This is a genomic window from Paraburkholderia lebeckiae, from assembly GCF_050436225.1.
Lineage (GTDB): Bacteria > Pseudomonadota > Gammaproteobacteria > Burkholderiales > Burkholderiaceae > Paraburkholderia > Paraburkholderia tuberum.
On sequence record NZ_JBNDLU010000003.1, the window covers coordinates 455496 to 469122 of the forward strand.

Below are 13627 nucleotides of genomic sequence, written 5' to 3' on the forward strand. Positions count from 1 at the left end.
AATCTGATGTCGTACGCAACCTATCCAAGTCTGTCGGACAAAACCATCGTCGTGACCGGCGGCGGCAGCGGGATCGGCGCCGCGATCGTCGAGGCGTTCGCGCAGCAAGGCGCGCGCGTGTTCTTCCTCGACGTCGCCGAGCACGATTCGCTCGCGCTGCAGGAAACGCTTCGCCACGCGAAGCATCCGCCGCTGTTCCGCCGCTGCGACCTGAAAAATGTCGACGCGATCGAACACACCTTCGCCGAAATCGTCGATGCGGCGGGCCCGATCGACGTGCTCGTCAACAACGCCGGCAACGACGACCGGCACGAAATCGGCGAGCTCACCGCGAGCTACTGGGACGACCGTATCGCGGTGAATCTGCGCCACCAGTTCTTCTGCGCGCAGGCCGCCGCGAACAGTATGCGTCGCGCGGGGCGTGGCGTGATCCTGAATATGGGCTCGGTGTCGTGGCATGTCGCGCTGCCGAACCTCGCGATCTATATGACCGCCAAGGCTGGCATCGAAGGCCTCACGCGTGGTCTCGCGCGTGATCTCGGCAGCGCGGGCATCCGCGTGAATTGCGTCATCCCGGGGGCGGTGAAGACGCCGCGGCAGATGCAGCTGTGGCAATCGGCGGAAAGCGAAGCGAAGGTCGTCGCGAGTCAGTGTCTGCAACTGCGCATCGAGCCCGAGCACGTCGCGCGTATGGCGCTGTTCCTCGCGTCCGACGACGCGTCACGCTGCTCCGGCCGCGATTACTTCGTCGACGCAGGGTGGTACGGAGAATGAGCATGCCGGTCCCAGTGTGCATATGGGCGGTCGGTGCCGAACTGGCCGAAGGGCCGCTATGGCAGGCCGCCGAAAACGCGGTGTATTTCGTCGATATCAAGGGGCGCCGGATTCATCGGCTGTCCGTCGCGACCGGCGAGCAGCAGACGTGGCAGGCGCCCGATCAGCCCGGTTTTCTGGCGCCGCTCGCGGACGGCACGTTCGTATGCGGGCTGCCATCCGGCTTGCATCGCTTCGATCCGGCGCGCGGCGAGTTCGGCAAGCTCGCCGACGTCGAACCGCATCTGCCGGGCAACCGCCTCAACGACGGTTTCGTCGATGCGCGGGGACGCCTGTGGTTCGGCTCGATGGACGATGCGGAAGAGGCGCCGAGCGGCACGCTGTATCGCGTGAACGAGCAAGGCGCGGCGATCGCGCAGGACGACGACTACGTGATCACGAACGGCCCGGCGATGAGCCCGGACGGCCGCACGCTGTATCACAACGACACGATGCGGCGCGTGGTTTATGCCTTCGACGTCGCCGCGGACGGCACGCTGTCGGGCAAGCGCATCTTCGCCGCCATCTCCGGCGACGGCCATCCCGACGGCATGGCAGTCGATGCCGACGGCTTCGTGTGGATCGCGCTGTTCGGCGGCTGGCGGATCGAGCGTTACTCGCCGGCGGGCGAGCTGGTCGATCAGGTGCCGTTGCCGTGCGCGAACGTGACGAAGCTCGCGTTCGGCGGCGACGATCTGCAAACCGTCTATGTGTCCACCGCATGGAAGGGACTGACGACGGTCGAGCGCCAGCATCAGCCGCAGGCGGGCGGGCTGTTCTCGTTCCGCGCGCCGGTGGCGGGGCAGGCTCAGGCGCGCTGCACCGTGGGCTTCGAGCGCTAGACGACAACAACACAGCGACAGGACAGGCCGCAAAACGCAACCCTGACGTTGCCTGGTCGCTCCGCGAGGAGCGGCCCGCTATCATGTGCGTTCCATGACTTTCGCGCATTCGCCCCGATACATATCATGACGTCCAGGCCGCCAGTTCCGCCCCGCATGTCCGATGTTGCCGAACGCGCGGGCGTCTCGAAGATGACCGTATCGCGCGTGCTCGCCGGCCGCAACGTGTCGCAGGCGACTCGCGAACGCGTGCAGAAGGTCATCGACGAACTCGGCTACGTCGCCGATGCGGCGGCGGGCGCGCTGTCGTCGGGACGCTCGGAGTTCGTCGCGGTGCTGGTGCCGTCGCTGTCCAGCTCGAACTTCTCCGATACCGTGCGCGGACTGAATGCCGTGCTGGGCCCGCACGGTCTGCAACTGCTGCTCGGCGACACGGACTACCGTCTGGAACAGGAAGAACTGCTGGTGCGCTCGATGCTGCGCCATCAGCCGCGCTGCGTCGCGTTGACGGGCGGCCGGCACACCGAGGCGACGCGCATGCTGTTGCAGCGCGCCGGCATTCCGGTCGTCGAAATGTGGGATCTGCCCAGCGATCCAATCGATACGGTCGTCGGCTTTTCGAACTCGGCGGCGGCGCGCGCGATGGTCCGGCATCTGCACGAGCGCGGTTATCGGCGGATCGGCTTCATCGCGGGTGCCAGCGAGCGCGACCGGCGCGGGCACGACCGGATGCGCGGCTACGTTGCCGAAATCAAGGCGCTCGGCCTCGGCGAGCCGCGCGTGATCCGGCTCGGCGATTCGCCGATCACGATGAGCCACGGCGCACCGGCGATCGGCGCATTGCTCGACACGTGGCCCGATACCGAGGCCGTGATGTGCGTGAGCGACATGTCGGCGTTCGGCGCGATCATGGAGTGTCACCGGCGCGGGCTGTCGGTGCCGGGCGACATCGCGGTCGCCGGGTTCGGCAACTTCGAGGTGTCGTGGTGCTGTCAGCCGAGCATCACGACGGTGTCGGTCGACGCGTACGGCATCGGCCTGCGCGCTGGCGAAACGCTGCTCGCGGCGCTCGCCGGTCGCGAAGCGGGTGAGGTGCAGCGCAGGAAAGCGGTGAAGATCGATTTCACGGTGATTGCACGCGATAGCGCGTAGAGGGCACGCTGCGAGCATCAGCGGCGCGACGCTGAATTCGCAAGCCGCGAACACCTCGAACTACCCTTAATTAGACAGCTCAGGGATATCCCTTGGTTGCCCGGACCGTAGGCCGGGCGTAACATCCACAGCCAGAAATGTTACCGGTAACTCAACGGCGAGGTTCGCCGGCTCGAATCGCACGAGCCGCGAAGCAACGGCATTTCCACCATAAAACGAGCTGATGGAGAAACGAATGACCGCTGTATCGCCCGCCATCGTCGCGCCCGCCGCGCGCGTCGACGAGTTCGAGGAAAGGACCTATCGCAAGGTCGTGCGCCGGCTGCTGCCGGTACTGTTGCTGTGCTATGTGGTTGCGTATCTGGATCGCGTGAACGTCGGCTTCGCGAAGCTGCAGATGCTCGACGATCTCGGCCTGTCCGACACGATGTACGCGATCGGCGCGAGTGTGTTCTTCTGGGGCTATTTCATCTTCGAAGTGCCCAGCAACGTGTTTCTGCGTCGCTTCGGCGCGCGCTTCTGGATCGCGCGGATCATGTTCACGTGGGGGCTCGTGTCGATGGCGCTCGCGTTCGTCGCGCCGCTCGCGCGCGTCGCGCACGTCGAAACCGCGACGATGTTCTACATCCTGCGCTTCCTGCTCGGGCTCTGCGAGGCCGGCTTCTTCCCCGGCGTTATTCTGTACCTGAACTTCTGGTTTCCGTCGCAGCGCCAAAGTCGCGTGATGTCAGGCTTTCTGATCGCAATGCCGGTCAGCCTGATGCTCGGCGGCGTCCTGTCGGGCTGGCTGATGAACCATACGGCCGGCCTGCTCGGCTATCAGGGCTGGCAATGGATGCTGCTGATCGAAGGCGTACCGTCGCTGCTGACCGCGTTCGTGGTGTACTTCTCGCTCGACGACGGCATTGACCGCGCGCGCTGGCTCACGCCGCAGGAGAAGAGCCTGCTCGCGGCGAATCTGCAGCGCGAAAGCGCGCACAAGACAGCGCGCTTCGGCTCGGCGGTGCGCGATCCGCGCGTCTGGCTGCTGGTCGCGATTTTGCTCACGTTCAATACCGGCTTCTACGGCCTCGCGTTCTGGCTGCCGTCGATCATCAAGGCGACCGGCGTGCAGGATCCGCTGCATATCGGCCTGCTGACCGCGATCCCGTACGGCGTGGCCATCATTGCGACGCTCGCGAACGCCGCGCATTCGAAGAAAACCGGCGAGCGGCGCCTGCATGCGGCGATTCCGGCGCTGATCGGCGGAATCGGCCTGATCATGAGCGCGGCTTTGGCGCATCATGTGGTGTGGGCGATTACGTTTCTGACGATCGCCACCGCCGGCATCCTGGCATTGATGCCGATTTACTGGACGTTCCCGGGGCAGTTGCTGTCGGGCGCCGCCGCGGCGGCCGGCATCGCGATGATCAACGCGATCGGCAATCTGTCCGGCTTTACCGGTTCGATGATCACCGCCGTGGCGAAAGATTTGACGGGCGACATCAACAACGGCACTTACGCACTCGGTGCGTGTCTGCTGGTCAGTTGCGTGCTGATCCTGCTCGTGCCGCGCACGATGCTGACGCGGGCCGCCTCGAATGAAGGCAGCGGACCCGGCCGCGAGACAGCGCGGGCACAGAAACACGCAGAGCACGCATAAGAAACCCTCACCCAGACAGAGAGACAAGCATCATGTCAGCATCCACCCCGCGCCGGCTGCGCAGCCAGGAATGGTTCGACGATCCCTCGCACGCGGATATGACGGCGCTGTACGTCGAGCGTTTCATGAACTACGGTCTGACGCGCGAAGAGCTGCAGTCGGGCCGGCCGATCATCGGCATCGCGCAGACCGGCAGCGATCTCGCGCCGTGCAACCGGCATCACATCGAGCTCGCGGCGCGCACGAAGGCCGGTATTCGCGACGCGGGCGGCATTCCGATGGAGTTTCCGGTGCATCCGCTCGCCGAGCAGAGCCGCCGGCCGACCGCCGCGCTCGATCGCAATCTCGCGTATCTGGGCCTCGTCGAAATCCTGCATGGTTTTCCGCTCGACGGCGTCGTGCTGACCACCGGCTGCGACAAGACCACGCCCGCGTGCCTGATGGCGGCGGCTACCGTCGACATGCCGGCGATCGTGCTGTCCGGCGGTCCCATGCTCGACGGCTGGCACGACGGCAAGCGCGTCGGGTCGGGCACCGTGATCTGGCATGCACGCAATCTGCTGGCGGCCGGCGAGATCGACTACGAAGGCTTCATGGAGCTGACTACCGCGTCGTCGCCGTCGATCGGTCACTGCAACACGATGGGCACCGCGCTGTCGATGAACAGCCTCGCCGAAGCGCTCGGCATGTCGCTGCCCGGCTGCGCGAGCATTCCGGCCGCTTACCGCGAGCGCGGCCAGATGGCCTACGCGACCGGCAAGCGCATCGTCGACCTCGTGCGCGAGGACGTGCGGCCGTCGAAGATCATGACGAAAGAAGCGTTCGAAAACGCGATCGTCGTCGCATCGGCGCTTGGCGCGTCGACCAACTGCCCGCCGCATCTGATCGCGATTGCGCGGCACATGGGCGTCGAGCTGAGTCTCGAAGACTGGCAGCGCGTCGGCGAGCAGGTGCCGCTGATCGTCAACTGCATGCCCGCCGGTGAATATCTCGGCGAGAGCTTCCATCGCGCCGGCGGCGTACCGGCCGTGATGCGCGAGCTCGCGAAAGGCGGTCTCGTGCACGAGGAATGCCTGACCGTCTCGGGCCGCACGATGGGCGAAATCGCGGCCGCCGCGCCCGCGCCGGATCGCGAGGTCATCAAGACGACCGACGATCCGCTGAAGCACGGCGCGGGCTTCATGGTGCTGTCCGGCAACTTCTTCGACAGCGCGATCATGAAGATGTCGGTGGTCGGCGATGCGTTCCGCAAGACCTATCTAAGCGAGCCCGGCGCGGAAAACACCTTTGAAGCACGCGCCATCGTGTTCGACGGCCCCGAGGACTATCACGCGCGGATCAACGACCCGTCGCTTGAAATCGACGAGCGTTGCATCCTGGTGATTCGCGGCACGGGCACGGTCGGCTATCCGGGCAGCGCCGAGGTCGTCAACATGGCGCCGCCGGCGGCGCTCGTGCGCCAGGGCATCACGTCGCTGCCGACGCTCGGCGACGGCCGTCAGAGCGGCACGTCCGCGAGTCCGTCGATTCTGAACATGTCGCCGGAAGCGGCGGTGGGCGGCGGCCTTGCGCTGTTGCGCACGAACGACCGCATCCGCGTCGATCTGAATTCGCGTAGCGTCAAAGTGCTGGTCGACGAAGCGGAACTCGCGCGACGTCGCGAAACCGTGCACTTCGAGATTCCGCCCGCGCAAACGCCGTGGCAGGAGCTGTACCGCAAGACGGTCGGCCAGCTTTCGACCGGCGGCTGCCTCGAACCGGCGACGCTGTATCTGAAGGTGATTGCCGAGCGCGGCAACCCACGGCATTCGCATTGACTGCAGGTGACAAGGCCGGGCTTCGCACGCAACGCGACGCCCGGCCTTGCCCGTTTTCCCACTTATCCGAAAGAGCCCATCCCATGTCCGCAACTTTCCCCTCCAGCTTTCTTCCCGGCGATCTGAACGACGCACTGCTGATCGGCCGCGTGTGGCGCAAGACCGAGCAGCATGAAGGACCGTGCGTGGTCGTCGTGCGCGGCGGCGAGGTGTTCGACATCACCGCGGCCGTGCCGACTACCGCCGACCTGTTCGAGCGCGACGATGCCGCGCAATTTGCGCGCAGCGCGCCGGGCGTGCCGCTCGGGCCGGTCGCGCAGCTGATCGAGGCGAATCTGCCGGGCGCGAGCGCACCGGCCGTGCGCTTGCTCGCGCCGTGCGACGTGCAGGCGATCAAGGCCTGCGGCGTCACGTTCGCGGTGAGTCTGATCGAGCGCGTGATCGAGGAGCAGGCCGGCGGCGATCCGGCGAAGGCGAAGGAAGTGCGCGAGACGATCGCGTCGACGATCGGCACCGATCTGTCGAAGATCAAGCCGGGATCGGAGGCGGCGATGAAGCTGAAGGCCGAGCTCGAGCGTCGCGATGCGTGGTCGCAATACATGGAAGTCGGCATCGGTCCGGATGCCGAAGTATTTTCGAAATCGCAGCCGATGTCGGCAGTCGGCTTCGGCGCGGACGTCGGTCTGCTCGCGGCGTCGGTGTGGAACAACCCGGAGCCGGAGATCGTGCTCGCGGTGAATAGCCGCGGCGGCATCGTCGGCGCGACGCTCGGCAACGACGTGAACCTGCGCGACATCGAAGGCCGCTCGGCGCTGTTGCTCGGCAAGTGCAAGGACAACAACGGCTCGTGCGCGATCGGTCCGTTCGTGCGTCTGTTCGACGACACCTTCTCGCTCGACTCGGTGCGCGCGGCGAGCGTGTCGCTGCGCGTCGAAGGCGCCGACGACGACTTCGTGCTCGACGGCGTGAGCCACATGAGCGAGATCAGCCGCGACCCGGCCGACCTCGTCGCGCAGACCTGCGGCCGTCACCACCAGTACCCGGACGGCTTCATGCTGTTCCTCGGCACGATGTTCTCGCCGATCAAGGACCGCGACGCGCCCGGCGGCGGCTTCACCCACCACCTCGGCGATCGCGTGACGATTTCGACGCCGCAGCTCGGCGCGCTGACCAACACGGTGCGCCTGTCCACCGAAATCGAGCCGTGGACGTTCGGCGTGCGCGCGCTGTATGGCAATCTCGCGGCCCGTGGCCTGCTTGTTGCTGAATAACCGGATTGTCGCTGCAATTTTCGAAAGGAGGATCAGGACATGAGTCAGTTCGCAAACTACATCGACGGACAGTGGGTCGACGGCGCGAGCGTGTCGCGCAACGTCAATCCGTCGAATCTCGACGACGTGATCGGCGAATTCGCGCAAGCCGACGCCGAGCAGACGCATCGCGCGATCAGCGCCGCGCGCAAGGCCTTCGCGCAGTGGTCGTTGTCCACGCCGCAGCAGCGCTTCGACGTGCTCGACCAGGCGGGCAGCGCGATCCTCGCGCGCAAGGCGGAGCTCGGCAAGCTGCTCGCGCGTGAAGAGGGCAAGACGCTGCCCGAGGCGATCGGCGAAGTGGGCCGTGCCGGGCAGATCTTCAAGTTCTTCGCGGGCGAAGCGCTGCGCGTCGGCGGCGAAATAGTGCCGTCGGTGCGGCCGGGCATGACGGTCGAAATGACGCGTGAGCCGGTTGGCGTGGTCGGCCTGATTACGCCGTGGAATTTTCCGATTGCGATTCCGGCGTGGAAGATCGCGCCGGCGCTTGCGTACGGCAACACGGTCGTGATCAAGCCGGCCGATCTGGTGCCGGGCAGCACGTGGGAGCTGGTCAAGATCATCGCCGAGGCGGGCGCGCCGGCGGGGGTGATCAACCTCGTGATGGGACGCGGTTCGGTGGTTGGCGAGGCGCTCGTGTCGTCGCCGGATGTCGATGCGATCAGCTTTACCGGTTCCGTTTCGACGGGCCGCGCGATCGGTGCGAAGTGCTTCGATTCGGGCAAGAAATTCCAGCTGGAAATGGGCGGCAAGAACCCGATGGTCGTGCTCGACGACGCCGATCTCAATGTCGCGATCGAAGCGTGCATCAACGGCGCGTTCTACTCGACGGGCCAGCGTTGCACGGCATCGAGCCGGCTGATCGTGACCGCGGGGATCTATGACCGCTTCATCGACGGCATGAAGGCGCGCATGCGCGCGCTGAAGGTCGGCGATGCGCTCGCGGACGGCACGCACATCGGCCCGGTCGTCGACGACAAGCAGTTGGCACAGGACGAGCGCTATCTGGCGATCGCGCGCGAAGAGGGCGGCGCGGTGTTCGGCGGCGAGCGCGTCGAAGGCTCGGCGCGCGGCTATTTCCTCGCGCCGGCGCTGGTCACGGAGACGACCCCGGCTATGCGCATCAACCGTGAAGAGGTCTTCGGGCCGGTGGCGTCGGTCATCAAGGTCAAGGACTACCAGGAAGCGCTCGCGGTTGCCAACGGCACCGAGTTCGGGTTGTCGGCTGGCATCTGCACGACATCGCTGAAGTACGCGAGTCATTTCCGCCGCCATGTACAGGCTGGCATGGTGATGGTCAACACCGCGACGGCGGGGGTCGATTATCACGTGCCGTTTGGCGGGCGGAAGGGGTCGAGCTACGGTCCGCGCGAGCAGGGTGCCTACGCCCGCGAGTTCTATACGTCGGTGAAGACCGCGTATATCAACCCGGGTGCGGTCTGACGCAGAACTAACGACAGAGCTCCCCAAAACGGAACTGGCCCGCCATTGCATTCAATCGCGATGGCGGGCCAGTAGGGGAAGCTGCTAGAGCGCTAAGCCAGAACGCTCCGGCAGGTACAGCTACATCAACAGCAACTTTCCAACCTGCAACGCCTTACTGCGCTGCGTGACCTTGCTGCGACGAACCGCTGGTCACGCCGCCGACCGCGCTGTTTTGCGCCGCGACGCGGGCTTCGGCAGCCTGAATGTTCGACGGATATTCGTTCGGGTTCGAACGTGCCGGGTTGTAGCCGGCTTTTTCGATTTGAGCCAGCTCTTCACGGACTTGCGCGCGGGTCAGCGGCTGGTTCGATTGAGCGAAAACGGCAACCGGAGCAGCGAGGGTAGCGGCGATAACGACAGCTTGAACGAGCGATTTCATTTTTATACCTCCAGGTTTTGTCTTGTTAGGCTGCGAAACCATTGGTTTGCAGCAGTGATGACAGTCTAGGGGGACCTGAAACTAGGGTAAATACCTAATTTCCGAACTCACTGTTTCCGAAACCAAAACAATAATGAGACAGGAAGGCCGTCAAGCATCGATTTGCGAAGCGATCCGCGACAGCTAGCGCGCATGAGTCAGCCGGCTGAGATGGCCTGGATGAGCAGCAAGCCCGCGCCGGCGATGGCTATGGCGCCGCTCGCCCGGGCGACGAGTGCGCCGTCCGGCGCGAGTCGCTCGGCCGTAATGGCCGCAGTCACGGCGGCCATCAAGCGCAAATCCGTCATGCCGACGACCAGCAGAATTGCCGTGAGACCCCCGCAGCAACCGGCGCACTCGATGCCGATGCGCAGACCGTATCTCCACGCGCTCGGCGCATCGGCGGGAAGGCTGGGCGTCGTGCGGCTGCAGGCAAGGCGGCGGGCTTTCCATGTGCTGAACTGCAACGCGCCCGCGAGCAATACGACCACGCTGACCGCCAGCGGCATCGAACGCGCGAGTGCTGCCCACCGTAACTGGAGCGCCGCGAGCGACGCGCCCAGCGCGAACATGGCCACGCCGAGCGCCGTCCATACGACCGCATACGCGCCACTCACGAGCATCGTCAGCAGGGCCAGTCGCTCCGCACTTGCGCGCGAGCCGATCGCGTCGCGATAGCGCAGCAGCGTCGGCATCAACGACGGCAGCATCATCGCCGCCATCATCACGATCCACATGCCGATGAACGATGCCGCGGCGCGGGCCCACGTGCGCCCGCAGGTCGGCATCCACAGTGTCGACATCGACCAGCCGCCGGGCATCGGCAACGCGCCCATCGCCGACATCGACGCGCCGTGGGCCACTGTCGCCGCGACGCTCGCGGCGAACATCAGCACGCAGACGCCGACGAAAACGCGCTGCGATGAGCGCGCCGCGCGCCGTGTGGCAAGGCGCTGCCCGCTCGTGCGGACAGCGCGCACGAGCGGGCTCATGACGGCTCGTACTCGTCGTGACGGCGCCACCAGATGCCCGTCTCGTTGCGCCCCTTCGGCGCGCGATCGAGCCACTGGTACATGCCCCACAGCGCATCGACACCGCGCGCGTAAGTCGAGTACGTGTGATAGACGTCGCCGTCTTCGAGCACGAACGCGCTCATGCCGGGCCGGTCGCGAGAATAGGTGGCCGCGTCGGTGCCGCAGGTCGCCGCGAATTGCGCGACGGGTTCGGGCGCGGGACTCACGTCCATCGCGTGACTGTTGCGTGCGTAGTTGTACTCGATATCGCCATTGCGCTGCTGTGCCTCGGTGAACGAGACGTTGAAGTCGAAATTGAAATCGCCGCTTGCCGACGAGGCCCATGGAAACGTCCAGCCCATGCGCCGCTTGTACGCCCGCAGCTTCTCCAGCGGCGCGCGCGACACCGCCGTCAGCATCACGTCGTGATGCGCGAGATGCACGGCGAAGCCGGCGAAGCCGTCCGCGATCGACGAGCACGATGGGCAGCCCGCCTTGTAGTCGGGGCCGAACATGAAGTGGTAGACGAGCAGCTGCGAACGTCCTTTGAACAGATCGGCGAGCGACGCGCTGCCTTGGTCGGTATCGAAGCGGTAGGCCTTGTCGACCCTGACCCACGGCAGCGCCTGGCGTTGGCGCGCGAGCTCGTCGCCGTGTCGTGTGTGGGCTTTTTCCGCGTCGAGCAGCGCGCGTCGCGCGGCGAGCCACTGTTCGCGTGTTCCGATCGGATGCGTAGTCATCGTGGGTACCTCCGTGAGTCGTGCCGCGCCGCGCGAGCCCTTGTCCGACGGCGTCGGTGACGGTTGATGGTCGTGCTAGATTAGGGCTGGGCATCGATCAGGTGGGAGTGACAAGTGTGGCGGGATTCGCTTGATGCATTGACGTGCTACGCGCGGACTCGCACGCCGTGGACGCGCTGATTTCGGCGGCCGCGCGCGCGCTCGCGGCCGGCGATCCGCTTGGCGCGCTCGACCGCGTCGCGTTACGCGACGACGCGGCGGCGCTCGCGCTGCGCGGCATCGCGATGGCGCAGCTCGGCGATTTCGGGCGCGCAAAGGCGCTGGTGCGCGACGCCGCGCGCGCGTTCGGCGCGCAGCATGCGGTGGCGCGCGCGAGATGCGTGGTCGCCGAAGCGGAGATCGCGCTGGCGTCGCGCGATCTCGCGTGGCCCGCCAAAACACTCGACGCCGCGACCGCCACGCTCGACGCGTACGGCGATCGCGTCAATGCCGCGCATGCGCGGTATCTCGCGGCGCGGCGTCTGCTGCTGATCGGCCGTCTCGACGAAGCGGAGCGCAAGCTTGCCGCGCTCGATCCTCGGCCGTTTCCGCCCGCGCTGCGTGCCGCGCATGAGCTGGTGGTCGCAGGGGTCGCGCTGCGGCGTTTGCGCAGCGGCGCCGCCCGTGCCGCGCTGGCGCGGGCCGGACGCGCGGCACGCGAGGCCGGCATTCCGGCGTTGATCGCGGAAGTCGAAAGCGCGTCGGTGGCACTGGGCAAACCGGCCGCGCGCATGATCGCGCATGGCGAAGAAGAACCGATTCTGCTCGATGAAGTCGAGAAGCTGTTGACCTCGAATCGCGCTGGCGGCGCGTTGATCGTCGACGCTTGCCGCTACGCGATCCGCGATGCGAACGCGGCGGTTGCGCTCGCGAGCCGACCGGTGCTGTTTGCGCTCGCCCGCATGCTCGGCGAGGCATGGCCCGACGATGTGCCGCGCGACGCGCTCGTCGCACGGGCGTTCCGCGCCAAACGCGCCGACGAATCGCATCGCGCGCGGCTGCGCGTCGAGATCGGCCGGCTGCGCACGGCGCTCGGCACGCTCGCGAGCGTCGGCGCGACGACGCGCGGCTTCGCGCTCGCGCCGCGTCACGCGCGCGAGGTCGTCGTGCTGGCGCCGCCGGTCGAAGGCGAGCATGCGGCGCTGCTCGCGTTTCTGTCGGATGGCGAAGCGTGGTCGAGCTCCGCGCTTGCCCTCGTGCTCGGCGCGAGTCAGCGCACCGTGCAGCGCTCACTCGACTCGCTCGCCGCGGCCGGCAAGGTGCAGCCCGTGGGCGAGGGGCGCGCGCGCCGCTGGATGACGCCGCCCCTGGCCGGATTCGCGACGGCTTTGTTACTCCCTTCCCCGTTCCCTTCATGATTAGGATGGCCACCATGAACCGCTCTGCCGCCAGAATCGTCCGTGAATATGGGCCCTTTACGGGCGTCGATAAAGTGCATGGCGTCACCTACGACGGCCGACGGGTGTGGATCGCGACCGGCGAACGGCTCGACGCGTTCGATCCGGCGAGCGGCGAGACGCTGCGCTCGATCGCGGTGCCCGCCGACGCGGGCACGGCCTTCGACGGCGAACACCTGTTCCAGATCGCGCACGGCTGCATCCAGAAGATCGACCCGAAGAGCGGCCGCGTGCTGTCGACGATCGCGGCGCCCGGCGACGGCGGCCAGTCGGGGCTGACATGGGCCGAAGGTTCGCTGTGGGTCGGTCAGTATCCCGAACGAAAAATCTATCAGGTCGATCCGGACACTGGCGCGGTGCTGCGCACGATCGAATCGAATCGCTTCGTGACCGGGATAACGTGGGTCGACGGCGAGCTATGGCATGGCACGTGGGAAGGTGACGAGAGCGAGCTGCGCCATCTCGATCCGCGCAGCGGCGAGGTGCTCGAGCGCGTCGAGATGCCGGCCGGCGCGGGCATTTCCGGACTCGAATCGAACGGCGCGGATCTGTTCTTCTGTGGAGGCGGCGGCAGCGGGCTCGTTCGCGCCGTGCAGCGTCCCGTGCGAGAGAGCGACTCGCAATTGCCGGTCGATTCGACGAACGAGTGATTCGTCACGCAAGCAGCGCGTCCTCGTTACCGGCGCTGGTGTTTGGCTTACTTGTACTCGGCGATAACGTAAGTCATCGTTGGTAAAAGAAATATTACATTGCGTTACTTTAATCGCGAGACTATTTCCCTTACGCGGGCCGCCTGCAGCGACTTCTAGCAGGCCGTGGCAAAGCACTCAGCCACCGCAGGATAGCGGCCCCGTCATCTCGTTTCTTCGGCCTCGCCCACCAGTGCTCGCATCAGACCCACCGACGCGGCGCATGCGCCACCACCCGGTACTCGAAAGTCCAAACCGCAACACACTCGG

Annotated in this window: 12 protein-coding genes; 9 read left to right on the forward strand and 3 right to left on the reverse strand. The window is 66.3% G+C overall.

Features of this window, described 5'->3' with window-relative positions; all coding sequences use genetic code 11:
* Nucleotides 1–6: 6 nt before the first annotated feature.
* From xylB to OKW45_RS36910, 7 genes are all read left to right on the forward strand, one after another.
* The gene (xylB, locus tag OKW45_RS36880; protein WP_429473695.1) at nucleotides 7–774 is read left to right on the forward strand and encodes a D-xylose 1-dehydrogenase; all 768 of its coding nucleotides are present in this window, start codon (nucleotides 7–9) and stop codon (nucleotides 772–774) included.
* A complete protein-coding gene (locus OKW45_RS36885) occupies nucleotides 771–1655 on the forward strand; it encodes an SMP-30/gluconolactonase/LRE family protein (RefSeq protein ID WP_429473696.1) in 885 nt (294 codons plus the stop codon). Before xylB ends, OKW45_RS36885 begins: the two co-directional genes overlap by 4 nt.
* Before the next feature lie 156 nt (nucleotides 1656–1811).
* Nucleotides 1812–2807 carry a LacI family DNA-binding transcriptional regulator gene (locus OKW45_RS36890; RefSeq protein ID WP_429473697.1) on the forward strand — a complete coding sequence of 332 codons (996 nt, stop codon included), beginning with the start codon at nucleotides 1812–1814 and terminating at the stop codon, nucleotides 2805–2807.
* Between the two features lie 235 nt (nucleotides 2808–3042).
* Nucleotides 3043–4449, forward strand: a complete 1407-nt coding sequence (locus OKW45_RS36895) for an MFS transporter (protein WP_429473698.1) — start codon at nucleotides 3043–3045, stop codon at nucleotides 4447–4449.
* A gap of 32 nt (nucleotides 4450–4481) precedes the next feature.
* Nucleotides 4482–6266 (forward strand): IlvD/Edd family dehydratase, encoded by a 1785-nt coding sequence (locus tag OKW45_RS36900; RefSeq protein WP_429473699.1) that lies wholly within the window; start codon nucleotides 4482–4484, stop codon nucleotides 6264–6266.
* An 83-nt stretch (nucleotides 6267–6349) separates the two neighbouring features.
* Nucleotides 6350–7537, forward strand: coding sequence for a fumarylacetoacetate hydrolase family protein (locus OKW45_RS36905; protein WP_429473700.1), 1188 nt, complete (start codon nucleotides 6350–6352; stop codon nucleotides 7535–7537).
* A gap of 39 nt (nucleotides 7538–7576) precedes the next feature.
* Complete coding sequence (locus OKW45_RS36910) at nucleotides 7577–9019, forward strand: aldehyde dehydrogenase family protein (protein ID WP_429473701.1); 1443 nt, start codon at nucleotides 7577–7579, stop codon at nucleotides 9017–9019.
* Between the two features lie 154 nt (nucleotides 9020–9173).
* Here the strand turns inward: OKW45_RS36910 and OKW45_RS36915 are convergent, their stop codons facing one another.
* From OKW45_RS36915 to OKW45_RS36925, 3 genes are all read right to left on the reverse strand, one after another.
* A complete protein-coding gene (locus OKW45_RS36915) occupies nucleotides 9174–9440 on the reverse strand; it encodes a DUF4148 domain-containing protein (protein WP_018422720.1) in 267 nt (88 codons plus the stop codon).
* Nucleotides 9441–9637: 197 nt separating this feature from the next.
* A complete protein-coding gene (locus OKW45_RS36920; RefSeq protein ID WP_429473702.1) occupies nucleotides 9638–10471 on the reverse strand; it encodes a DUF2182 domain-containing protein in 834 nt (277 codons plus the stop codon).
* A complete protein-coding gene (locus OKW45_RS36925; protein ID WP_429473703.1) occupies nucleotides 10468–11232 on the reverse strand; it encodes a DUF899 domain-containing protein in 765 nt (254 codons plus the stop codon). The genes OKW45_RS36920 and OKW45_RS36925 overlap by 4 nt, the downstream gene beginning before the upstream one ends.
* A 167-nt stretch (nucleotides 11233–11399) precedes the next feature.
* Here OKW45_RS36925 and OKW45_RS36930 point away from each other — a divergent pair, with 167 nt between their 5' ends.
* Together OKW45_RS36930 and OKW45_RS36935 are read left to right on the forward strand one after the other, a co-directional pair.
* Nucleotides 11400–12629, forward strand: a complete 1230-nt coding sequence (locus tag OKW45_RS36930; RefSeq protein ID WP_429473704.1) for a helix-turn-helix domain-containing protein — start codon at nucleotides 11400–11402, stop codon at nucleotides 12627–12629.
* A gap of 14 nt (nucleotides 12630–12643) precedes the next feature.
* The gene (locus OKW45_RS36935; RefSeq protein ID WP_429473705.1) at nucleotides 12644–13318 is read left to right on the forward strand and encodes a Vgb family protein; all 675 of its coding nucleotides are present in this window, start codon (nucleotides 12644–12646) and stop codon (nucleotides 13316–13318) included.
* The last annotated feature ends 309 nt before the right edge of the window (nucleotides 13319–13627 follow it).